This window comes from Microcoleus sp. N3A4, from assembly GCF_036701805.1.
In the GTDB taxonomy this organism is placed as follows: domain Bacteria; phylum Cyanobacteriota; class Cyanobacteriia; order Cyanobacteriales; family Microcoleaceae; genus Microcoleus.
This window is the reverse complement of record NZ_JAUBRJ010000006.1, coordinates 159529-183119: the sequence shown is the minus strand read 5'-3', so window position 1 is coordinate 183119 and position 23591 is coordinate 159529. Positions and strand designations below refer to the sequence as shown.

General features: G+C 47.2%; 16 protein-coding genes and 1 tRNA gene. 5 read left to right on the top strand and 12 right to left on the bottom strand.

Annotated elements, in window-relative coordinates; translation table 11 throughout:
• Positions 1-938: 938 nt before the first annotated feature.
• A tRNA-Gly gene (locus QUA56_RS05905) sits at positions 939-1010 on the bottom strand.
• Positions 1011-1286: 276 nt separating this feature from the next.
• Positions 1287-4631 carry a calcium-binding protein gene (locus QUA56_RS05900; protein ID WP_333354489.1) on the bottom strand — a complete coding sequence of 1115 codons (3345 nt, stop codon included), beginning with the start codon at positions 4629-4631 and terminating at the stop codon, positions 1287-1289.
• A 144-nt stretch (positions 4632-4775) separates the two neighbouring features.
• Here QUA56_RS05900 and QUA56_RS05895 point away from each other — a divergent pair, with 144 nt between their 5' ends.
• Positions 4776-5000 (top strand): hypothetical protein, encoded by a 225-nt coding sequence (locus tag QUA56_RS05895; protein ID WP_333354486.1) that lies wholly within the window; start codon positions 4776-4778, stop codon positions 4998-5000.
• 509 nt (positions 5001-5509) lie between these two features.
• On the opposite strand, the gene QUA56_RS05890 is transcribed toward QUA56_RS05895, so the two are convergent.
• Positions 5510-8620: an efflux RND transporter permease subunit gene (locus QUA56_RS05890; RefSeq protein ID WP_333354483.1), complete on the bottom strand. Its 3111-nt coding sequence runs from the start codon at positions 8618-8620 to the stop codon at positions 5510-5512.
• A 247-nt stretch (positions 8621-8867) separates the two neighbouring features.
• Positions 8868-10658: an efflux RND transporter periplasmic adaptor subunit gene (locus QUA56_RS05885; RefSeq protein ID WP_333354480.1), complete on the bottom strand. Its 1791-nt coding sequence runs from the start codon at positions 10656-10658 to the stop codon at positions 8868-8870.
• Positions 10659-10952: 294 nt separating this feature from the next.
• Between QUA56_RS05885 and QUA56_RS05880 the strand changes: the two genes are divergently transcribed.
• Entirely contained in the window at positions 10953-12086 is a 1134-nt protein-coding gene (locus QUA56_RS05880; RefSeq protein WP_333354477.1) for an AI-2E family transporter, read from the top strand.
• 162 nt (positions 12087-12248) lie between these two features.
• Positions 12249-13316: an ABC transporter permease gene (locus QUA56_RS05875; protein ID WP_333354475.1), complete on the top strand. Its 1068-nt coding sequence runs from the start codon at positions 12249-12251 to the stop codon at positions 13314-13316.
• A 229-nt stretch (positions 13317-13545) separates the two neighbouring features.
• Here QUA56_RS05875 and QUA56_RS05870 read toward each other — a convergent pair whose 3' ends face one another.
• The 7 genes from QUA56_RS05870 to patD all read right to left on the bottom strand — a co-directional run bounded on the left by QUA56_RS05870 (position 13546) and on the right by patD (position 20175).
• Entirely contained in the window at positions 13546-14160 is a 615-nt protein-coding gene (locus tag QUA56_RS05870; RefSeq protein ID WP_333354472.1) for an NAD(P)H-dependent oxidoreductase, read from the bottom strand.
• A gap of 725 nt (positions 14161-14885) precedes the next feature.
• Positions 14886-15092: a hypothetical protein gene (locus QUA56_RS05865; RefSeq protein WP_015178896.1), complete on the bottom strand. Its 207-nt coding sequence runs from the start codon at positions 15090-15092 to the stop codon at positions 14886-14888.
• Between the two features lie 203 nt (positions 15093-15295).
• Positions 15296-15796 carry a GNAT family N-acetyltransferase gene (locus tag QUA56_RS05860; RefSeq protein WP_333354470.1) on the bottom strand — a complete coding sequence of 167 codons (501 nt, stop codon included), beginning with the start codon at positions 15794-15796 and terminating at the stop codon, positions 15296-15298.
• Positions 15797-15968: 172 nt separating this feature from the next.
• Positions 15969-17042, bottom strand: a complete 1074-nt coding sequence (locus QUA56_RS05855) for an RNA polymerase sigma factor, RpoD/SigA family (protein WP_333354467.1) — start codon at positions 17040-17042, stop codon at positions 15969-15971.
• A gap of 139 nt (positions 17043-17181) precedes the next feature.
• Entirely contained in the window at positions 17182-18855 is a 1674-nt protein-coding gene (locus QUA56_RS05850; protein ID WP_333354464.1) for an ABC transporter ATP-binding protein, read from the bottom strand.
• A 291-nt stretch (positions 18856-19146) separates the two neighbouring features.
• Complete coding sequence (locus QUA56_RS05845; protein ID WP_333354461.1) at positions 19147-19731, bottom strand: zf-TFIIB domain-containing protein; 585 nt, start codon at positions 19729-19731, stop codon at positions 19147-19149.
• Between the two features lie 45 nt (positions 19732-19776).
• Entirely contained in the window at positions 19777-20175 is a 399-nt protein-coding gene (patD, locus tag QUA56_RS05840) for a heterocyst frequency control protein PatD (RefSeq protein ID WP_333354459.1), read from the bottom strand.
• 450 nt (positions 20176-20625) lie between these two features.
• Between patD and QUA56_RS05835 the strand changes: the two genes are divergently transcribed.
• Together QUA56_RS05835 and QUA56_RS05830 are read left to right on the top strand one after the other, a co-directional pair.
• Positions 20626-22899 (top strand): bifunctional (p)ppGpp synthetase/guanosine-3',5'-bis(diphosphate) 3'-pyrophosphohydrolase, encoded by a 2274-nt coding sequence (locus QUA56_RS05835; protein WP_333354456.1) that lies wholly within the window; start codon positions 20626-20628, stop codon positions 22897-22899.
• 204 nt (positions 22900-23103) lie between these two features.
• Positions 23104-23328, top strand: a complete 225-nt coding sequence (locus tag QUA56_RS05830; RefSeq protein WP_333354453.1) for a DUF4926 domain-containing protein — start codon at positions 23104-23106, stop codon at positions 23326-23328.
• Here QUA56_RS05830 and QUA56_RS05825 read toward each other — a convergent pair whose 3' ends face one another.
• Positions 23329-23511: a hypothetical protein gene (locus QUA56_RS05825; protein ID WP_333354450.1), complete on the bottom strand. Its 183-nt coding sequence runs from the start codon at positions 23509-23511 to the stop codon at positions 23329-23331. It lies immediately after the preceding gene.
• Between the last annotated feature and the right edge of the window lie 80 nt (positions 23512-23591).

Below are 23591 nucleotides of genomic sequence, written 5' to 3'. Positions count from 1 at the left end.
CTCACTATTATCTCGGATGATTCACTTTTAACCCCTCAATCCGCCTATGTGCCAGTTGGGGGTGCGGAATGTGGGATTTTAGATTTTAGATTTTAGATTTTAGATTTTAGATTTTTAACAGTCAACAGTCAACAGTTAACAGTCAACAGTCAACAATCACGGACTGTGTAACCGGAATTGATATAACATAGGTAAAGAACACGGCGGTATCGACACTACCAAGGTATTTTTAGTAATTTATTTTGTGGTCATTCCCCTTGCCTTTGTAAATTCGTGGTTTGCCTGTGAATTGTACTTTCTGGTTGCAGCTATGTGGCTGATTCCCGATCGTCGGATTGAGGAGACTCTGATTAAGTAAAAAGTGCGATGTTTGTCAGAATAATCGATGTCAACGAATCGGCTTTTGATAGCTCAAGTAGTCGTAATGTATATTTAAATATTTCCTCAAAACTGCCGACAAACTAAATAACTTTTGATTGCCGGATTGAGGCGTTAATAAAAATTTTTGGTGCTGCTGCAACAAGGTATGATTAGTTCAAATAGAAATTTGCAAAAACACTTAAATAAAAGTCAAAATCTAGGAAATGTCCTGAATGTAAATCAACTCATGTCAATAAAAATGGACAAAAAAAGGCAAACATAATTATCTTTTTTTTGAGTGTGGTAGGCAATTCATAGAATGCTACCAACCCCATAAGGGTGACTCTCAAGGAGTTAAGCATGAATGTCTAAAAATGGGCGTTGCTGATTCACTGTATGAATCAACTTTTCGCTTGATGTTACAAAACTCATCATACTTGGCTTATAGCAATTGGGAAATCTTGAATTCATACCTGTATTCAGCAACGCCCCAAAAACATCCTGTGCAACCACAGAGAACAAGCCGTAGAAACGGCAAAACCCTTGAGAAATCAAGGGTTTTAAATACTGTTTGCATAAGCGGACGGTGGGACTCGAACCCACGACGTTCAGCATGGGAAGCTGACATTCTACCACTGAATTACGCCCGCGCTTAGTGTTTTTTACTTGCTTTCACCTTCTTTGATTTTTGAGGTGTCGCGGTAAAAAACTACTAGAAAAACATTATACAACTATTTTATGATTTTGAGTATACCATTTTGACAATCAATTTTGGGCGGCAGCCGATCGCCCCTCCACCCGACAAAAAAGTCCTGCACCACAGGCAGGACTTAATCTAACTTAAATTTCTTAGTCTCTTAGAGAGGGACTTTGTTTGACTCTTAAGCGGTTTCAACCGCCGATCGAGGGCGATCGAGACTTTGCCGTTAGACGAAGCGCAAAGAGGTGCTGTCAATAGCCAGGAAAGAAACTGATTGGACGATCGCAATCAATTCCTCCGAGCTCCCAGTCTTCTTGAAAATAGCGGTACCAGCAGGCAACCCTGTCGGAGAAGCACCTAACTGGTAAGTGCTAGGAGCACCTTGAAGTTGGAGGATATCTTCACTCGGGTTAAAACCGACAATCAAAGCGTAGTCGCCTGCGCCAGTGGCGGTATCGTTGGCATCGTTGTAGTAGAACTTGGTGGCATCTCCCAGCAAGAAAGTATCATTGCCTTCTGCGCCAATCAGGGTATCGACTTCGCCACGGCCTGGATTAGCAGCAGTGCCGTCAACGCCACTGAGAATGTCGTTGCCTTCTTTGCCGTAGAGGAAATCGCTGCCGCTACCGCCGAGTAAAGCATCGTTATTTTCACCGCCGTACAGGGAGTCGTTACCAGCGTCGCCGGCTAAAGTATTGTTGCCTAGATCGCCGCTGATGGCATCGTTACCATCGCCACCATACAAGAAGTCGTCACCTTTTCCTCCTAACTCGCTATCGTTACCGTCGCCTCCAATCACCGTGTCGCTTCCTTGGTTGCCAAATAGGAGATCGTTACCGTTGTTGCCAAATAGGATGTCGTCTTCTTTGCCTCCGAAGAGCAAGTCGTCGTCACCATTGCCTACCAAGATGTCATTTCCCTTGAGGCCATACAGGATATCCTTAGCGTCGCTGCCAACGATCGCATCATTGCCGTTGCTGCCGATTGTCTGGGGCGCTGAACCAGTTGGTGCGGGTGGGTTTGTGAATGTGGGTGCGATCGGGAGTGCGATCGTCTGAGCCGGCGCGGGAGTGAAAACGGGTGTGGGTGTGGTTGCAGGTGTGGGTGTGGTAGCCGGTGTGGGTGTGGTTGCGGGTGTTGGTGTGGTAGCCGGTGTCGGTATCGCGATCGGCGTGGGAGTTATCACCGCTGGTGTTGGCGTTGTCACCACTGGCGTGGGAGTTGTCACCGCTGGTGTTGGTGTTGTCACCACTGGTGTGGGTGTGGGTGCGATCGGTGCTTCTGGTAAATTAGCAGCAAGAATCGCAGTACCAGAGAGGTTGTTGATGGTTTCGATTAAGCCAGCACCCGCGACAGTCGGCGATGCACCGAAAAAGTCTAAAATTACTAAGTCATCAGCAGGGTTGGCGATGCCGTCTGTGTTGATATCAACTACCAGACTGGTACCTTGCCGCCCTAAGCCCAGAGTTCCTGGTGACAAGGAGAGGGAAAGGTTTGTGTCGGTGCCGAAACCTATTTGCACATTATCGATGCCATCGGTATCCTGAATCTGATTTGACCTGCTGCTCATAAGATAGCTATCGCTACCTGCACCACCTTGCAGCACGCCGGAGCCCCCATTGTAGGCATAGAACGTATCATCGCCCGCACCGCCTTCTAAGGTGCTATTAAAACCACTACTGAGATAGTCATTGCCCGCACCGCCATCGACGGTGCTACTCCCAAAGTCGAACAGGGTGTCGTCTCCATCGCCGCCGGCCAGGCTACCGCCACCAAGGAGGCTGTCATTGCCCGCACCGCCATCGAGGGTGTCAGTGCCACTGCTACCAAGGAGGCTGTCATTGCCCGCACCTCCACTGAGGCTGTCATTTCCATCACCGCCTAGCAAGGTGTCGTTGCCTTCTAAGCCCGCGATGGTGTCGTTGCCTGCTAAGCCTGAGATGTTGTCATCGGCTGAGGTGCCTGTCAGGTTGTCATCGTTTGCTGTTCCGGTGAGCGCATTAGTTCCGGGTGCCGCCGTAGCCTCAGTGAGATTAGCAGCCAGGATATCTGCACCAGTGAGGTTGCCCACAGTTTCAATGAAGCCAGCACCCGCGACAGTCGGGGATGCGCCGAAAAAGTCTAAAATCACAACGTCATCGGTAGCCCTGATGATGCCGTCTTTGTTGGTGTCGATGGCTAAACTCGTGCCTTGGCGGCTCAATCCCAAAGTGCCCGATGACAGCGACAGCGACAGCGTAGTGCTGGTACTGATTTTGTCGTCAAAAGTAACAAAATCTAAGCGATTGATGCCACCTATATCCTGAATTTGAATTGCACTCTGCCCAGAATCCTGCAGCAAATAGCGATCGTTACCTGCACCGCCTCGCAGCGTATTTCCACTGCCAAATTCGCCATCGAGCGTATCATCACCAACACCGCCTTCTACAATGCTATTACCGCTAGAACTGAGATAGTCATTGCCAGCACCGCCATCCAAGGTTGAAGAGAAATTTCCAAAAAGTGTGTCATCTCCATCGCCACCAGCGAGACTGCCAGTTGCCTCCAGATAGTCATTGCCCGCACCGCCATCGAGGATGTCAGTGCCACTGAAGCCACCAATCAGGGAATCATTTCCCCCACCTCCACTGAGGCTGTCGTTTCCTCCACCTCCTAGCAAGGTGTCGTTGCCCTCAACACCACTGAGGGTGTCATTGCCATCAAGACCTGAGATGTTGTCATTGTCGGCAGTACCGATGAGGTTATCAGGGCCCGAAGTTCCTGTGAGTGCATTGCTGCCTGGTGCCGCGGTAGCCTCTGTTAAATTCGCTGCGAGGATGTCGGTACCCGATAGGTTGCCCACAGTTTCGATGAAGCCTGCACCTTGGACTGTCGGCGATGCACCGAAAAAGTCTAAAATCACCACGTCATCGGCTGGCCTTGCGATTCCGTCTTTGTTGATGTCAATCAGCAAGCTAGTACCTTGTCGGGCCAAGCCTGTATTTCCCGATGACAGCGACAGCGACAGCGTAGTGCTGGTGCTGATTTGGTCGTCAAAAGTAACAAAGTCTAAGCGATCGATACCACCTGTATCCTGAATTTGAATTTGACTCTGCTGATTATCCGGCTGCAGGAGATAGCGATCGTTACCTGCACCGCCTCGCAGCGTACTTCCATTACCAAATCCGGTAGAGAGCGTATCATCACCAGCACCGCCTTCGACAATGCTATTACCACCAGCATCGAGATAGTCATTGCCCGCACCGCCATCCAAGGTTGACAAGAAATCTGCCGACAGCGTGTCATCTCCATCTCCACCAGCGAGACTGCCATTTGCAATGAGATAGTCATTGCCCGCACCGCCATCGAGGGTGTCAGTGCCACTGCCACCAAAAGTGCCAATATTGCCACCAAACAGGGAGTCATTTCCCCCACCTCCACTGAGGCTGTCGTTTCCTCCACCGCCCTGCAAGGTGTCATTGCCGTCTAAGCCACTGAGGGTGTCATTGCCGCCCAGCCCTGAAATGCTGTCATTGTCTGGCGTGCCACCGATCAGAGTGTCGCTTGAGGATGTACTGATAATTGTTGCCATTTTTGTTCCTGCTTACGAATAACAGGCGAGGGCGATTTTTACATCGACACAGGCCCTTATTTATCTATCAGGACTTTTCGACAAAAATTATGCAAATTGTCAAAGTTTTTTTGCGAGATTTTTTTATTTGATTTACGCCAAAAAATGTTATATTTACTACCTGCATATTTGAACGATCGCCAAAATCTGTATCTACGCACCGATCGATTAACTGAATTAAGCAACGAGATGCCGATCGCGACACCGCAGTCGGACACGGCAGTGCTTTTTCCATACCCGGAGGATATTGTAGGTTCTTGTGGCAATACGCAGGACGATTCCCTACGGGATAACTTCGCTTCACGGCTTTTTGGTATAGTAGAATTGTGACTGTAATGTCGCTCCCAATATCACAGAAACCGACGCCGAACAACTGATATCGCGGACAGAATACTTTCTCAATTTTGCCACAGATAATATTGATTCTCTGCCTCCACAATCTGGTTAAATGATAGGGAGTAGGTTTTAAGGATCGAAAACTTAATAACTTAAACACCTCCTAAAGTCCTCTCTCTTTTAACTTGCCAGATCAAAGGAGACTTTTCCTGGTAACGAGCAAATTGCTGAGGCTCGATCGGCTTTAGAACACCGAGCCTCCGCCTCTGCATTACTAGGCAGAACCTGGTAACGAGCCAAACGAGCAAAACCAGTCTTTTGTCGTTTAACACGAGCCTCTCAATCCCCCCTAACGCCCCTTAAGAAGCAGGGAAGGGGGGGACAAGAGTCTTGTCAAAGTCCCCCTTCTTAAGGGGGATTTAGGCGGATCTGGCTACTGCTAAAAGCGAAATTTCTCAGGGATTTAAGGCTTAAATTGACAGGCTCTAGGCTGTGCCGTTTCCCTACCCGGAGAACTTCGATCGCCCTTCCCCCCTTTTCTTCCCCCGGATCAGATTAAAAATCCAGATTTGCAAACCGTCCATGTAAGTAAAAACCACCGGAATCACCACCAGAGTCAGCAGCGTAGAAGTCATCAAACCGCCAATTACCGCCATCGCCATCGGGCTGCGAGTTTGCGAACCAGCGCCAATTCCCAGAGCAATTGGCACCATCCCAGCGATCATGGCGATCGTCGTCATCAAAATCGGCCGCAACCGCGCCACTCCCGAATCCAGCGTCGCCTCGTACATCGGCTTGCCTTCCTGCTGATTCATAATCGCGTAATCCACCAGCAAAATCGAATTTTTCGTCACAATTCCCATCAGCAAAACCACGCCAATCAAAGCGTACAGCCCGAGAGACTTTTGTCCCACCAGCAGTCCAACCAGCGCCCCACCCAGAGACAAAGGCAAGGCGGCCATAATTGTCACCGGATGCAGGAAATTGGCAAACAGCAGCACCAACACAGCATAAATAAACAGTACCGCGGTTCCCAGAGCCCCCGCAAAACCGCTGAACACATCCTGCATCACCTTCGCATCTCCCGAAGATTCCTGTTCGACGCCGGGGGGCAAAGGATTCATTGCAGGCAGTTTCTTCACCGCCACCGAAGCTTCTCCCAAAGTCGTACCCTGCAACAAATTCCCCTCTACAGATACTTGACGGGCTCTGTCGTAGCGATCGATCTGAGAAGGCCCGCTGCCCAAAGCAATATCCGCTACTGCCCTCAACGGCACCAAAGTATTATTTTTCGCCGGTACTTGCAGATTCTTAATTGTTTCGATATCGCTGCGAAACTGCGATGCCAACATTACATGAATCGGAATTTGTCTGTCCGCCAAATCAAACTTAGCAAGATTCGAGTCAATATCTCCAATCGTTGCCAGAGATGCAGTGCGAGCAATTTGCTGCACCGATACACCCTGATCCGCGGCCCGAATCGGATCGGGTTTCACCAGGATTTCTGGCTTCACCAAACTCGCGCTAGACTGTACCTCAATCAGTCCCGGAACTTGCCTCATTTGTAGCGTGAGACTTTCAGCAGTTTTAGTTAAAGCTTCGGCATTTTCGCTTTTTAGGACGATCGACATTTGCTTTTTACCGCCGACACGCCCTTGGGCAAAACTCAGCCGCACACCCGGAACATCGCGCAGTTTCGGCCGCATTTCCTCTTCAAATCGCTGTTGTCCGATCCGCTTGTCGGCGGGTTTCAATTTCACGTACAGACTGGCTGTATTCACACCGCTAGCGCCCCCTCCGCCGGAACCTGGGCCCCCGGAGACTGTCGGAGCACCTTCAGTCTCCAAAACGCTATCTACGGCTGGATGAGCGAGCAATAATTGAGTTGCTTGCTGCACTGCTGCATCTGTCTGCTGCAAGATAGAACCCGGAGGCAATTCAATAGAAACAGTCGAAAGTCCGGTATCATCGCGATCGATAAACCCAGTCGGAATGTAAGGTATTAATTGAACGCTGCCGAAAAACAAAGCTACACCTAAAATTAGGACGATCGCCCGATGCTTCAGCGCCCAAGTCAAAAGCCGGCGGTACTGATAAGAAAGTTGGTCTTTTTTGAGTTCCTGATGGTGTCCTTTATCCTTAAACAAATAAGCCGCCATCATCGGAGTAACGGTTCTGGCTACTAACAGCGAAAATAACACCGACGCCGAAACCGTCACCCCAAAAGGCCGAAAAAACTGACCGGGAATTCCCGGCATAAAAGCCACCGGTGCAAATACCGCAACAATCGTCATCGTAGTAGCAACAACAGCCAAACCAATTTCAGCCGAAGCATCCAAAGCAGCTTGATAGGGAGTTTTGCCCATCCCGACGTGACGCTCGATATTCTCAATTTCGACGATCGCATCATCTACTAATATTCCCACCACCAGCGACAGCGCCAACAAAGTCATACTGTTGAGGGTGTAGCCCAACAGCCGGAGCACAGCAAAAGTAGGAATTGCCGACAGCGGTAAGGCAACAGAAGCAATTAAAGTTGCGCGCCAATCCCGCAAAAAGATTAAAATAGTTATTATCGCTAAAGCCGCCCCCAAAATTAAAGCATCCAAAGAAGCTTCATAAGAATCTCGGATGTGGTCTGCTAAAGTATAAATAAGTTCCAGCTTGACATCAGGCGGCAAAGTTTTTTCCAGTTTTTTAACAGTTTCCCGCACCGATTCTTCTACAGTAACGAGAGTGCTGCCGGTACTGCGGAGGATGGAAAAAGCCACAACAGGTTTGTTGTTGAGCCGCGCCGCCTGACGCGCTTCTGCATAGCCTTCATCAACTTTACCCAAAGTGGAAAGCGGCACAAAACCACCTTTAGGCAAGGTAATTTGATAAGCTTTCAACTGTTCGATAGTTTTCGCACTGCCGAGGGTGCGGACTGTTTGCTCGGAATTGCCAATTTCAGTTCTACCGCCAGGTAAATTGATGTTAAAATTGCGAATTTGGTCGTTAACTTGGGTAGCTGTAATCCCTAGACTTTGCAGTTGTTCGGGGTTTAAATCGACTCGAATATCCCTGTCCCTGCCTCCAATTCGCTGCACTTGAGCGACACCTTTGACGGAGAGGAGGACGCGGCTGATGTTTTGGTCGATTAATTCGCTTAACTGTTCTACGGTTTGGCGATCGGAAACAACCGCATAAGACATAATTGAACTGCCGGCAAATTCGACTCGCTTGACAACCGGGTCATTAATATCTTGGGGCAAGCTTTGGCGGATTTGGGCGATCGCGTTGCGGACATCGTTAGTAGCACGATCGCTATTTGTTCCCAATAAAAAGTTAACTGTAGTATTAGAAGAACCATCATTAACTGTAGAGATAATGTGGTCGATATTGCCCAAACCTGCCACAGCATCTTCTACTTTTTTCGTGACTTGAGATTCAAGTTCTGCTGGATCTGCCCCCGGTTGGCTAACTGATATCGAAACTGAAGGCACATCAATATTCGGTGAATCATCAATGCCTAAAAGCGGAAAAGATAGTAAACCCGCGATTGTCAGAACTAAGAATAAAACAATCGTGGGTACTGGCTGTTTGATCGACCAAGCCGAAATGTTGAAAGACATAATGGGGAATGGGGAATGGGGAATGGGGCATTGGGCATTGGTAATACAGTTCCTGCTTTCTCTCTTCTTTATTCTCTTCTTTATTCTCTTCCTTTGCGTCCTAGCGCTTACGCGCCGCTCCGCGTAACGCACCTCGAAGCGGTTCGTTTAAAAAAAGTAATACTGTAGGGTGCGAAGTCCGCACCTTACACTTACTGACTACTGACTAATGACTGCTGACTGCTGACTAATAACTAATAACTAATAACTATTTAACAACCTTAACCAGATCGCCATCCTTAAGATAACCAGCTCCAGCAATAACTACCCGATCGCCCGCCTTCAAACCCTTTTTAACCTCCACCTTAGCACTGGTCAACTCACCAACCGCACCCCCGCTAATTTCCCCAACTTCCACCGGCTGAGCCTGCACCTTGTCCTCGCCGACAAGTTTGTAAACAATAGAACTGCCATCAGATTGCGGCACAATAGCATTAGCGGGGACTTTCAAACCTTGCGCCGTTGCCGTAGAAATCGATGCGCGCAAAAACATTCCCGATCGCAAAAACTCGCTTGCAGGCAAATCAATCTTCACCGTAGCTTGCCGATTTTGCGGGTCAACAAGCGGCGAAATATCTCGCACAGTTCCTGACAACTTAATCCGCTTGTCAGAGTCAGAAGTAATCTGCACCGCTGTTCCCGGCCGCACTTGCGCCACCTGAGTTTCCGGCACTTTCAATTGTAGTTCCAGCTTGTTTCCCCGAATAATTGAAAAGAGTTTTTGATTCCCCGCAGAAACATCGCCAACTCGACCAATTCTTTCAGCCACAGTGCCGCTGTCCGGCGCTCGCACTATAGTTTGTTCTAGTTGAGTTTGTAACTGTTGGACTCGCGCATCATTGCTGCGGACACTTGCTGCGTTATTTCCGACATTTGCTCTCGCACTGCTGACACTCGCTCCGGCCGTATTCACTTTAGCACGAGCGCTGCTGAGGGCCGCTCTCGCCGTACTGATATTAGCTTCAGCAGTAGCTACTTTAGCAATAGCCGATCGCACTTCTTCCGCTGCTTTATTCTGTTCTTCCAAAGCTGTATTCAAGTCAGCTTTCGTTTTGTTCAAGTCTTGAACGGCCGTGTCTCGCTCCGTCTTGCGCTTTTCTAAATCTTGCTGGCTAATTACTCCCTGAGTAGCCAAATTTTGGCTGCGATTTACTTCTCTTTGAGCTTGAGCTAATTTAGCCTCGGCGGAAGCAATGCCGGCTTTAGCTTGAGTGACACCAGCTTTAGCTTGCTCCACACCGGCCCTGGCCTGGCCGACGCCTGTTTGGGCTTGCGCTGCGTCAGCGATGGCTTTTTCAACGCCAGCTTGAGCTTGAGCGACGCCGGCTTGGGCTTCTTGTTGGGCTGACTGAGCTTGCTGCACCTGAGCTTCGGCTTGTTCTACCGTAGAATTAGCCGATTGTACTCCAGCAAGCGCTTCGGCAATTTGCGATCGCAGCACCGAATCGTCCAAAACCGCCATCGTCTGACCTTTTTCTACTGCATCGCCTTCCTTCACCAACACCTGCTTGATTTGCAAACCGTTGGCTTGCGGCAGCACCGGCAGCAAGTCGTAGGCCACCACGGTGCCCGTCGCTTCCAAAGTTTGAGCCACCTCGGCAGATTCCACAGCCGCCACTGTCACAGTCTGAGAAGTAGGTACTTGAGCCACTGCTGGGGCTTTAGCTGCCGGACGCGAGCTTTTTCCCGAAACCAAGTGTACGCCCGCCAGCGTTGCAGCTACCCCAATTCCTACGCCCGCCAACAGTGCCGGCCACCTAATGCCTTTGCTGGGCGCAACTTCGGTTTCTTCTGCTTCCCAAACTTCTGATTCTTCCCCGTCCATTTCTGGAACTTCCAGAGGAATTTCCCGTTCCTCTTCTGAGGAGGCGAATTCCCGGCGAGACTCATCTTTGACACCGCTTTCAGAAACCTTCGCGGCTTCGTTGCTGTTGCGCCCGTTCTGTATGTGGTGAAGGGGTTGCGTTTCTTCCGCTTCTGAGATAACTTGATTTGTCACAGTAGTTCCTCCCGCCGGTATCAGCCTTTGGTTTTTGATATTGTAAAGAAAGATTGCAGTCTTAATATTTATATCATTTTAACGGACGGCATCAGCATTACCGCGTCCTCCTTTTGGGTGACTGCGGCGCAATGAAGATTCGCAGCGGCGAGGAATCTCTGTTTGGACGATCGACATTTAATTTGACCCAGCTCCGGCGCAAGCAGGCGATCGATAATCTATACTCTAATCTGTGTCGTAGAATACGACAAATCGGCTGAGGAAGTTTTATAAGTTTAACTGACCAAAATCATAATGAATAGTATCTTTTCTCCCGTCCAACAGTTTCTAATCACTTGGCTGCTAGTGCTAGTGACGGGATGGTTTACCTTGGCTGCTGTCAATTATGTTGGAGAACTGGTCAGCATTTTAGTAACAGCGGGACTCATTGCATTTTTATTGAATTACGCAGTAGCAAGACTGCAAGTATTTTTGCCGCGGGGAGTAGCGGCGGCACTGGTTTATTTGACAGCGGGTTTGCTATTAGTAGTAATTGGTTTAACTATTGTGCCGCCTGTGTTCAGTCAAGCGAGACAGTTGGGGGTGAGGTTGCCGGAATTGCTGGAGTCTGGGCGACAGCAGCTAGGTGAATTCCAGATTTGGAGTGCCGATCGCAATTTGCCTTTTAACGTGGAAATTTTGGAACAGCAACTATCTGCTAAGGTGCAAGAACAAGTGCAGGCGATCGCGGGAACGAGTTTAGGCTTAGTTGTCGGTACTGTTAACTGGTTTCTCGACTTAATTCTAATTCTAGTAATTTCATTTTATATGCTCCTAGACGGACAAAGAGTATGGGGTGGTTTGACAAGTATTTTTTCCCCAGACATTCGCTATGTTTTAACCGATACTTTGCAGCGAAACCTCCAGCGGTTTGTATCGGGACAGTTGCTGCTAGGACTATTTATGGCGACAGCACTGACTCTGGCTTTTTGGTGGCTGCGAGTGCCATTTTTCCTGTTGTTTGCGGTATTTATAGGGTTGACAGAAATAATTCCGTTTATCGGAGCAACTTTGGGAATTGGCACTGTTAGTATAATTGTAGCGTTTATTGATTGGTGGCTGGCGCTGCAAGTCTTGGTAGTGGCGATCGGTCTCCAGCAAATCAAGGATAATGTAGTAGCTCCCCGAATCATGGGTAATCTCACCGGATTGAGCCCGGTGATTATTTTCACAGCTTTGCTGTTAGGAGGTAGAGTAGGAGGGTTGTTAGGAGTTATCCTGGCAATTCCGCTCACTGGGGTTGTAAAAAGTATAGTAGAAATTGTACTCAATCCCAAACTGCCGCCGCAAACAGGCTCGTTTTTCTACAATCCTTTTAGCGGCGAGGAATTGGGGAAAATAGCAGAAAATGAAAGTAGAATAATTTTGGTTGCCGATGAACAAAAATAGTCTCATGTTTGTAGTAAGGAATTCTGTTATGAAAAATTTTCTAAGTCAGGAGTTCAGACCTTGCTGCTGAGTCCTTTAAGAAAAAAATAAAATCCTTACTGCGAACTTTAAGGACTAAATTCCTTACTACGAACCCACTTAAAATCTCAAACCTAAAAACTTATGAAATGGTGGCAAAATCTTAAGAAAAACCCTCTAGCTCGGTTGGGAGCCGTGCTGCTGTTAATTTTTTATACAGTCGCACTTTTCGCCGAATTTGTGGCCCCTTACGACCCCTACGACTCTCAATTAAACGGTTCATTGCTGCCGCCGACTCAGATTTATTTAAGCACGCGAGACGGGCGATTTATCGGGCCCCACGTTTATCCGACTACTCAAGGGCCAGTGGATGCGAATACGGGCGATCGCGAGGTAATTGTAGACTGGCGCAAACCTTCTGTTATCGGTTTATTTGTCAAAGGTTCCCCCTATAAGTTTTTAGGAGTTTTGCCTTTCGACAGACACCTGTTTGGCACTACAGCAGAAGGCAAAATTAACATTTTAGGCACGGACGAACAAGCTCGCGATCAATTCAGCCGCTTAATACAGGGCAGCAGAATTAGCCTCAGCATCGGTTTAGTAGGAATAGCAATTTCTTTTCCCTTGGGATTGTTAATCGGAGGAATATCCGGTTATTTCGGCAGTTGGATTGACAGTATTTTAATGCGCTTCGCCGAAGTATTAATGACGATTCCCGGTCTTTATTTATTAGTAGCGCTAGCAGCAGTGCTGCCCCCAGGATTGACAAGCGCTCAGCGATTTATATTGATTGTGCTGATTACTTCATTTATCAGTTGGGCGAGTTTAGCGCGGGTAATTCGCGGCCAGGTACTGTCAATTAAACAGCTAGAGTTTGTGCAAGCGGCGCGGGCAATGGGTGCCAATCCAATTTATATTATTGTCCGCCACGTGTTGCCACAAACGGCAACTTACGTAATTATTTCTGCTACTTTGTCGGTTCCGGGTTTTATTGTTGCAGAGTCGGTTTTGAGTTTAATTGGATTGGGAATTCAACAGCCCGATCCTTCTTGGGGAAATTTGCTGTCGCTGTCTACTAATGCTTCAATTTTAGTGTTGCAGCCTTGGTTGGTTTGGCCTCCGGCGACACTAATTATTTTGACTGTTTTGGCGTTTAATTTATTGGGGGATGGGTTGCGGGATGCTCTCGATCCGAGAAGCATTCAAAGGTAATTGGGAATGGGTAATGGTAATCGGTAATTAAAATATTTGCCGTAGGGTGCGTGAGAACGATAAATCTTGGAATTCCAGCTAGGAAACTTACGCTCACGCACCGCTCAAACTATTAAAATATTTGGCGTAGGGTGCGTGAGAGCGAGAAAAGAGGGATCGCCATTATCGAAAAATAGAAAGGGCGATCGCTCTTTTCTGAAAAACAACGGAACTTCAGTCTACGATCGATCTACATCCCATAAGGATATTTATCATAATCTATCACGCCACTTGTCCGAAGGGGAATAAGACACTGAGCATAAGCATGAAGTACCTTTAAACTATACAGAAGCCTGTCTTGGATGTATTGATCGTCTTTAGAAGTTGCTTGGAAATGTTCATTAAGTACATTTTCTACATCCCTAACGATTACATGATCTGGAATCCATAAAAGATAAGTATTTTTGTAACTACTCATCCGTAATTCCGCAACAGGATAAGCTCCACCACGACTTGCACTAACTGCAACAATTAGCCCTGGTTTGTGACCAAGTTCATAATCTCCGCATAACAGAAAAAAGTTTTTCAATTGAGGCGGTACCATCCCACCCCATTCAGGAGAAACAACTATTAAAGCATCACATTGCTTTAACTGATTAGATATGGGCTCCCATATTTTCTTCCATTTTTCTGCTTCTTCATCCCATTTACTCTCTTCCCATTCTGGTAATGGTTCCTTACCGAGATCGAGAAGTATATTTGTGCTATCAGGAAATTCAGTTTCTAGTATTTTAGCTAGAAATTGAGCTACTTTGCTAGATTCTGAGTTAGGGCGATGGCTCCCTGAAACTATGGCAAATTTCATTTTGTTTTCACTCCTCTTGTTTTTATTGATAATTGACAATAATACCAATTTTTTATGAGGCCCCGTAGAATCCGATCCCCCAGGCGCCCTCCTTAATTAGGGGAGTAGGGGGTGGGACAAGATTCTTCTCCAAGTCCCCGCAACGATGCGGGGGATGCGAGGAGGATCGAGATATGTGAAACTTCACATTAAATTGGTATAAACAGTATCTTTATTATATGCAACTTCATGTAAAACTGGTATTAGTAACTTTTTCAGTTTAGCCCTTTTTTCAGAGATTTGCTTTCATTGAGATGCACCCCAGCAAGCCCTACTTAGAGGGGTATAAGCGTGAAATAAGGTTTCAATCATAAAAATTTAACTAGACAATTTGAAATACCTTTATCTATTAATAGTAATGCTAAAACCCGTTTGAGAAATGCGAATTGTCGTTAGCGGAGCCCTCGAAGAGGATCGCACTTGCACGCTTTTTCTCCCTAACCGGTTCCCAGCACTGCTGGCCCGAAAATTTCCGCCCAAATTCCCGCACCTTGCAGGGCAGAATCCTCAGACTTGCAGCCCCAAATGCTTGCAGCCTTTTAGCTTCAAAGTCACAAAACCTCTGTTAATTTGACAAATGTGCGATCGAGCTATCTTGCCTTTTCCGAACAGATATCCTACGTTTTCCTGCCATTTCGCTCGAATGGAAATAATGCGAGACTAAAGCTGCTAATGACTTGCACTCATCAATTCAATTTCAAAGCATTAACAGGCACCTCATCCCAAGAACTAACAGTCCGCAAAGTAGCAACCCAGCCCTGCTGTTTTTGCTCTGCCGTCAAATTCTGCTCAAAAGATTCGTGGCAATCCTTTGCTTGAGTCTCATCGCAACAAGCAATGCAAGAATAAAGAATGCCCGACGGATCGATTTGCTCGTTTACCCAAATAATCACGATTTACTCTCTCAATCAAAATCTACTGTTATTTAAATTTTCCTATATTTTTGTCAATTAAGTAGGTCGGTATTAATTAACCGGAGTGCGGCATTTTAGCTTAACAGGCAAGATGCCTGTTCCACACACAGGCAAGATGCCTGTTCCACACACAGGCAAGATGCCTGTTCCACAACAGATGAATTTTTTGTGGGCTGTTGCTTCTAGCCCGCCCTGAATTGTTTCGATGCCAAAGTTGCCAAAGACTCGCCCGCAACCCGGCAAATCCGCCAGTCGGGCATCACATCAGCACCGATGCCCTTGTAAAATCCGATCGCCAATTCATTCCAATCCAAAACACTCCATTCCAAACGCCCGCAGCCCCTTTCTACTGTCAACTGCGCTAAATAAACTATCAAAGACTTGCCAATTCCCCGCCCTCGAAACTCAGGCAGCACGAACAAATCTTCCAAATAAATTCCCGGCTGAGTCAAAAAAGTAGAATAATTGTAAAAAAACAGCGCCCAGCCCACAACTCGACCTTCGCACTCGGCTAAAATCGCTTCCGCAAAAGGTCGATCGCCAAACAAATGATTCTCCAAATCAACGGCATTGCCAGTAACGGCATGAGATAACTTCTCGTACTCAGCTAAAGCTTTAATCAAATCAAACAGCACCGACACGTCGCCGCGGGTAACTGGACGCAAAATTACCTCAGAAGACATAAATAAGTAAGTAGTACGCGACAATCCACAATTAAAAATACCACATCAAGACATTTTTAATTTGTAATATTTAATTAAGCTTTTCACCTTGAATCAGCATATTTACGGCGTCGGAGTTCCCACCCATAATAATTTTAAAATTTTTCAAAATGCAAACTCAATGTTTTTTAGCCTATTTCAACCAGCCCTTCAATCGTTCCGTCACTTGAGGCCGCCGCAGTTTCCGCATTGCCTTATTTTGAATTTGACGGACTCGTTCGCGGGACAAATTGAACAAACTACTCACCTCTTCTAAAGTGTAAGGTTCCCCCGTCACTAAACCGTAACGCATAGCAACAATCTCTTTTTCCCGCTCAGTCAAAATACTGTCCAACACCTCCAAAATATCTTGGCGCATCATCATCTCATTCATCTGATCTTCTGGAGATTGCGTCGCGTTATCTTCGAGAACATCCAAAAGTTCGGAACTTTCTTCCGAGCCGATGCGGTGGTTGAGAGACAAAGATTGCCGGCGTACTTGCTGGAGGTAACGAAGCTGTTCGCAAGTAACTTCCATTTCTTTAGCAAGTTCAGTTTCAGTGGGATTGCGTTGAAGAGAACGCCTCAAATCCCGATAAACTTTTTTGAGTTTATTTAACTGTTCGACAATGTGAACCGGCAAGCGAATCGTCCGTCCTTGATTGGCAATTGTCCGGGTAATTCCTTGGCGAATCCACCAATAGGCATAGGTAGAAAATTTGTAACCCTTCTCCGGATCGAACTTTTCGGCGGCCCGATTCAAACCTAAAGCTCCTTCCTGAATTAAATCGAGAAAAGGCACGCCCCGATTGAGATAGCGTTTGGCAATCGAAACTACCAAACGCAAATTCGAGCTGATCATTTTCCGTTTCGCCGACTGACACTGGTGGCGAAGCTGTTGCAGTTGAGTTTCGCTTACCCCCACAGCCACGGCGAGTTCAGCTTTGGTCGGCACTCTGTCCAATTCCTGCTGCAAACGCTGTTCTAGTTCCTCCAGGGCTACCAATTCTTGAACGCGGCGCGCCAACTCCACCTCTTCGGCGGCAGTCAGTAGAGGATACCGAGCCATTTCCTTGAACAAAGCTCCCACGGGATCGTCGGCAGACCAGTTGTTGTATGCTGACGAGCGAGTTACCGTCGGACGATCGATCTCGGTGTCTTCATCTTCTGCGATCGGGAGTGAGGCTTCGGGTGCCACCGCAAAAGTGCCTTGGTCAGATTCTGCCATATGGTGCTTGGTGTCGGTGGGATGATTTGAAAAGTATCCCTTAACTTTAACCAATTTAACCCGAAATTTCCGAAATCCATCTAGAAGTCGGTGAGTGATTTTAGTGGCTGATATCTGTTCGCCCCAATTTTAGACCTTTTTATTGAGTTCGAGCCAGTAAAGGAGCTGCCTGCAATAATTGCTGAGTATAAGGGTGCTGCGGATTAGCAAAAATATCCCTAGTCTTGCCGATTTCAACAATTTTTCCAGCATTCATTACCGCAATGCGATCGCAAAAAAATCTCGCCACCCACAAATCGTGCGTAATAAACAGATAAGTCAAATTAAATTCCTGCTTCAACTCCAACATCAGCTCTAAAACTTGAGTCTGCACGCTGGCATCCAGCATACTCACAGGTTCGTCGCAAATAATCAGTTGCGGGCGAGTAATTAAAGCGCGGGCGATCGAAACCCGCTGCTGTTGTCCTCCCGACAATTCCCCCGGATAGCGGCGAAAGAAATCCTCCCCAGGAGTTAAACCCACCCGCTCTAACATTTGGATTACTTGTTTTTTAGCTTCGCTGGTATTAGCTAATTTGTGAATAAACAAAGGGTCAGCAATACTTTCTCCGACTGTCATCATCGGATTGAGGCAAGCGTGGGGGTCTTGAAAGATCATTTGCATTTCGCGGCGGTGCTTCCTCACAGCATCGCGGCTCAGGGCAGTTATATCTATTCCTTGAAATTCCACTTTGCCGCCAGTCGCGGTAATTAGCTGCAAAATCGTGCGTGAAAAGGTACTTTTTCCGCAGCCGGACTCCCCCACGAGCCCTAGGATTTCTCCCCGTTGTAGCTCTAAACTAACCCCGTCTACTGCTTTAATTACCTGGCGATTCCGGGAAAATAACTGATCTAATAGATTGCTTTCTAAACTGTAGTGTTGCTGCAAGTTTGTCACTTTCAAAAGAGGCGAATTTGTTAAGTTTGCAGTAACGGCTTCAGTCCTGATTTCCTCGAATGCTAACCCTTTGTCAGAATCGGCTTGAATGTGCAAAGCTGCTTTGAGGAGCGATCGAGTATATTCGTGCTGCGGCTTTTCAAAAACGTTTTGCACCGGCCCTGTTTCTACGACTTTGCCGCCGTACATCACCGCAATGCGATCGCAATACTCGCCCACCATCGCCAAATCGTGAGAAATCAACAAAATAGCCGTTCCCCGTTCCGCGCAAAGTCTGGTTAATTCCTGCAAAATCTGGGCGGCGACAGTTACGTCCAAACTCGTAGTCGGTTCGTCCGCCACAATTAATTTGGGATCGAGCAAAAGAGCCAAAGCAATTGCTACTCTTTGCCGCATTCCGCCGCTAAATTCGTGGGGAAATTGCGACCAGCGAGACGCCGGAATTTTCACAGCTTCCAAAATGTCGATCGCCCGTTTCTTAGCTTGCTTGCGATCCAAATTCGGTCTGTGAGCTTGCAAAGTCTCGATGCAGTGTTCCCCGACAGTCATCAAAGGATCGAGACGAGTCATCGGATCTTGAAAAATCAATGCCACAGCTTCGCCCCGAAACCGTCTCAGCCGCGAAGCATTCATGTCAAACACCGACTCTCCAGCAAAACTAACTCGCCCCTCAATCAGCGTTGAATCCGGCAGCAACCGCATCGCCGCCCTTCCCAAAGTTGACTTACCGCACCCAGACTCCCCAACTAATCCGAGCTTTTCCCCCGGTTTCAGCGTCAGGGAAACCCCGTCAACGGCCCAACCCGATTGGCCCCGCCGCTGAGGATAAGCTACTCGCAGATTTTCAACGAAAAATAGAGAAGAGTCATTAGTCATTAGTCCTTAGTCCTTAGTCATTAGTTAGTAGTTATTTGTTAGTAGTTATTTGTTAGTAGTTATTTGTTAGTAGTTATATAATCCTCGGTTGTCAGTTGTCACTTATTAATCATTGTGAGTAGTCATTGTTAGTTATTAGTCAGTATTTATTGGCAATAGACTGAAAGTCTGTTAGTCAATGAAAGAATAATTAGCTGCAAACCGAGTTTTCTTGGTGCATAAGCCGCTCCCCCGATTACTAACTAATAACTAATAACTAATGACTAATAACTAATGACTAATGACTAATGACTAAATTTCCCTTCGCTTCAACTCAGCTCTCCGCAGTATGTAAGTAGCGGCACAATCTGCGTGGGGATGGTCTGCTAAAACTTCCGCGAGTTCCAACACATATCCGGCGATGTCCGGCCCCAGCTTCTCAGTAAGCACTTGACGTTCCCGAGAGGCGAGTTCTTGCACGCGGGCCTTAGCTTGCCAGTTGGGAGAAAACATCTTGTCAATCTCGGTGTAGAATCCCAGACTATCGAGAATGTCCCACTCGCCGTTATCGCACCAAATGCCCCCGCACAACATACAGCGCTCTATATAAAAGGGCACTCTGCTGAAGGGAACTTTCGCCCGCGACAGATAGTGACCGTCTTCGGGACACAGCGCTGCTTTGCTGTCGTAGGGAGACGGCGTGAATTCTATGCCGAGAGTGCCTGTCGCCTCTGGCTTCTGGGATTTGTTGTACCACTGGTTCTGCTCTTTCTGCCAAGCTTCGTATTCTCTGCCTGGAATCCAGATACCGTAACAGTTGGGACACCACTGCACCGACATACTGCCGGCTAAAGTGCCGCCTTCTAAGTTGGGATGTTTACATTTTGGACATTCCACCGCTTTATTTCTCCTTGCCGTATCAATTCCCTGTTAATTCAGTTGTTAATTCTGTATCTGGGCGAGCCCTGAAGAACCAGAATTTTTTTGCAGCAGCGCGCCACAGTAGCCAATTAGCGTGTTGAGCCGCGCGATCGCCGCAGTTTGCCTCGTCTTTGCTGTCGCTGGCTGGCGCGACGCTTGCAAAAACGTGACGTCTGTTCCCAATAACCGCAGTTGTTTGTGAATTTCCGTCAAATAGGACTGCTCTGGGAGTGTTTCTGAGGCGTCTAACTCATCGCTGTCAGCTCTCATAATTTGGTTTCCGAAAAATTGTTGCACTTTTCTGTATTCGATCGCCAGCGCTGCCCGATCCTGATTATCCTGTGCTGCTGTTCTTTGTAGTTGTTCTAGTGCTTGCTGTAATTCTTGGTAGCATTGGCGGCGGTCTTCGGACAATATCATGATTTTGTAAACAAATTTGTATTTATAATCAAAGTAGATACTTGCTTAAGGTTTGCTCATATTAAGGGAAGTCGTGCGTTTTTGCAGCAATTCCCTGTTTTTTGAGAACTTTTTCTGATAGAGTGCCCTGAATAAACCCTTCTGGCTCATGCTTTTAGTTTAGCGTTGCCTGTGAATGCCGATCGCCCGCTACCTCAACTGCTACCGCCAAAATATGCTTATTTTACCCGATCGACAGACCGTGGTGGCAGTGGTATCACTATATTTTCCTACCGGAGAGGGGGGTGACTCGGAATTAGATAGGTATAGTTAACACAAAAATCGACTATTTTTTTGAATTGCAAATTGTGGCATTCAATTAGTTTAGTATAGCTAAACACATAATTTCGGCAATTCAACCGAAAACCGGCTTTTAACCATTTGTATTTCTAAGTTTTAAAGGTGTACCTCATGAACGCGAACACTCTGACTCCCTCTCCTTCGATCGATCCTGCTGTAGTTCCCGATTGGCTGCAAGAATGCCTGAATGCTCCATCGCAGCCTGATGCGGGCCCTAACCCGAATTGCTCGGCTGACAACAGCTTAATTTGTCGGGCCTTTGAATTTGCCCGCGACTTGCACGAAGGACAGTACCGCAAATCTGGAGAACCTTACATTTGCCATCCGGTAGCTGTCGCTGGAATACTCCGGTATATGGGCGGCAACAACGTCATGATTGCCGCCGGTTTCCTCCACGACATTGTTGAAGATACAGATATTACTCTCGAAGAAATAGAACAGCGGTTCGGCCCGGAAGTACGGCAGTTGGTTGAAGGTGTCACCAAGCTTTCTAAGTTTAATTTTTCCAGCAAAACAGAGCGCCTTGCGGAAAATTTCCGCCGAATGTTCTTAGCAATGGCTAAAGATATTCGCGTCATTGTCGTCAAACTGGCAGACAGGCTGCACAACATGAGGACTTTGGAGCATTTGTCCGAAGAAAAGCAGCGCAGTATTGCCCTAGAAACCCGAGATATTTTTGCTCCCCTGGCGAACCGTTTGGGTATCGGACGCTTTAAGTGGGAATTGGAAGATTTAGCGTTTAAATACCTGGAACCGGAAGCTTACCGCGAAATTCAGGAATTGGTGGCCGAGAAGCGGGGCGATCGAGAAACTCAACTCGCAGAAGTGACGGATAGTTTGCGAGAAAGGCTTGACAAATTAGGCATTAAATGCTACGAAGTTAGCGGCCGTCCCAAACATTTGTACGGGATTTACGGGAAGATGCAGCGCCGGCAAAAAGGGTTTAACCAAGTGTACGATATTGCTGCGGTGCGGATCATAGTAGAAAGCAATGATGACTGTTATCGGGCATTGGCGATCGTCCACGATTCTTTCCGCCCGATTCCCGGCCGCTTTAAAGATTATATCGGTTTACCAAAAGCCAACCGCTATCAATCTTTGCACACCGGAGTAATCGGAACCAGCGGCCGCCCCATCGAAGTGCAAATTCGCACCGTAGCAATGCACCACATTGCCGAATACGGCATTGCCGCGCACTGGAAATACAAAGAAACTGGCGGTTCTAACACAACAGTCACCGGCGACGACGAAAAATTTACTTGGCTGCGGCAACTCCTAGAATGGCAAAGCGACCTCAAAGACGATCGCGAATATTTGCAAAGCATTAAGGACAACTTATTCGACGAAGATATTTACGTTTTTACTCCTAACGGAGACGTAATTGCTCTCAATAGCGGGTCAACTCCCGTAGATTTTGCTTACCGCATTCACACAGAAATTGGCAATCGCTGCACCGGTGCCAGAGTCAACGGCCGAATGGTAACACTAGACAAGGTTTTAAAGAACGGCGATATTGTAGAAATCTTGACCCAAAAAAATGGCCATCCGAGTTCCGACTGGCTGAATTTTGTCAAAACAAACGGAGCAAAAAACCGCATTCGCCAGTGGTTGAAGCGATCGCACCGAGATGAAAATCTCGCTCGCGGCCGGGAATTGCTGGAAAAAGAATTAGGTAAAAACGGCTTAGAATCTTTGCTGAAATCTGAACCCATGCAGTCGGTGGCTCAGCGCTGCAACTACCACAGCGTCGAAGATTTAATCGCCGGTTTGGGCTACGGCGAAGTGACTCTAAATCTCGTAGTAAATCGACTGCGAGATTTAGTAAAAGTTCAGCAAAAAATTGAAGCTGCTCCCGGAGGAGGACAGGAATTGCCGTTGCTAATACCTGCATCGACGACACCGAAACCTGTACCGAGTTCGTCTCCGAGCAAATCGCCGATCGCAGGTGTAGAGGGATTGCTCTACCATTTATCCGGCTGTTGCTGTCCGATTCCCGGGGAATCAATTATTGGAGTTGTGACTCGCACTCGCGGAATTTCGATTCACCGGCAAGGGTGTTCAAATGTTGAAAGCGTACCTGGGGATCGGTTAGTTCCTGTGAGTTGGAATTCTAGCGATCGCAATGCTAGCCGCCCGAATACTTATGCTGTTAACATTCAAATAGAAGCGCTCGATCGAGTCGGAGTTCTCAATGATGTTTTATCGCATTTGAAGGACAACAAAGTAAACGTCCGCAGCGCTCAAGTCAAAACCTATCCCGGTTTGCCTGCATTAATTGACTTGTGCATGGATATTGAGGATAAGGAACAGTTCGAGCGGACTTGTATGCAAATTAAAAAGATGAGCGATATTTTGAATTTGCGGCGGCTGAGTGAAGGGACTTAAGTAAGGGAGGAAACGGCAATGCCGTTTCCCTACCCTAAAATAATCGTAGCTTGCGGGGCGGCACGCCCGGAGTGCTCGCACCAGATGTAACTATCGCCCGATTAATTGTAGGGAAGCGGCACTGCCGTTTCCTGACTGTGGATAATATTAATTCCGATGCCACCGGATTTGATATTACCACTCGCTGACAAGAGGTTAAGCCCCATGAAATTTGAACTGTTTTCACAGGTAGCATTGCGAGAAGACATCCCCAAATATAATCTAAAAAAAGGTGCTACCGCAACTATTGTCGAACACTACCAGATGCCGGAAGGTGAAGAAGAAGGTTATAGCTTTGAGGGTTTCAATGTCGAAGCAATTACGGTTGAAGTTGCCGAGTCGCAGATTGAAGCAATAAAAGCTGCTGTTTGGCAGCTTGGAAAATATTGATTACCATTCGCCTTCCACCATCTTGCGATGAGAGCGACTCATCTTGCGAAGCAAAACTTGTTCTTCTTCAGAGAGAGGTGCTTCGCAAGCAGCATTAATTTTTTCTAACAGTTGTTGATTTTCGCGGCAGCGGATAAATTCTTCAAGCGCTATTTCGAGCAAAAAGCTCTGCGAAATTTGCATTTCGCAGAGCTTTTGTTTCGGCTTGTTCAAATAAAGATGCTGGCAATGAGATAGCAGTTTTGACAGTTGTCATAGCTTTA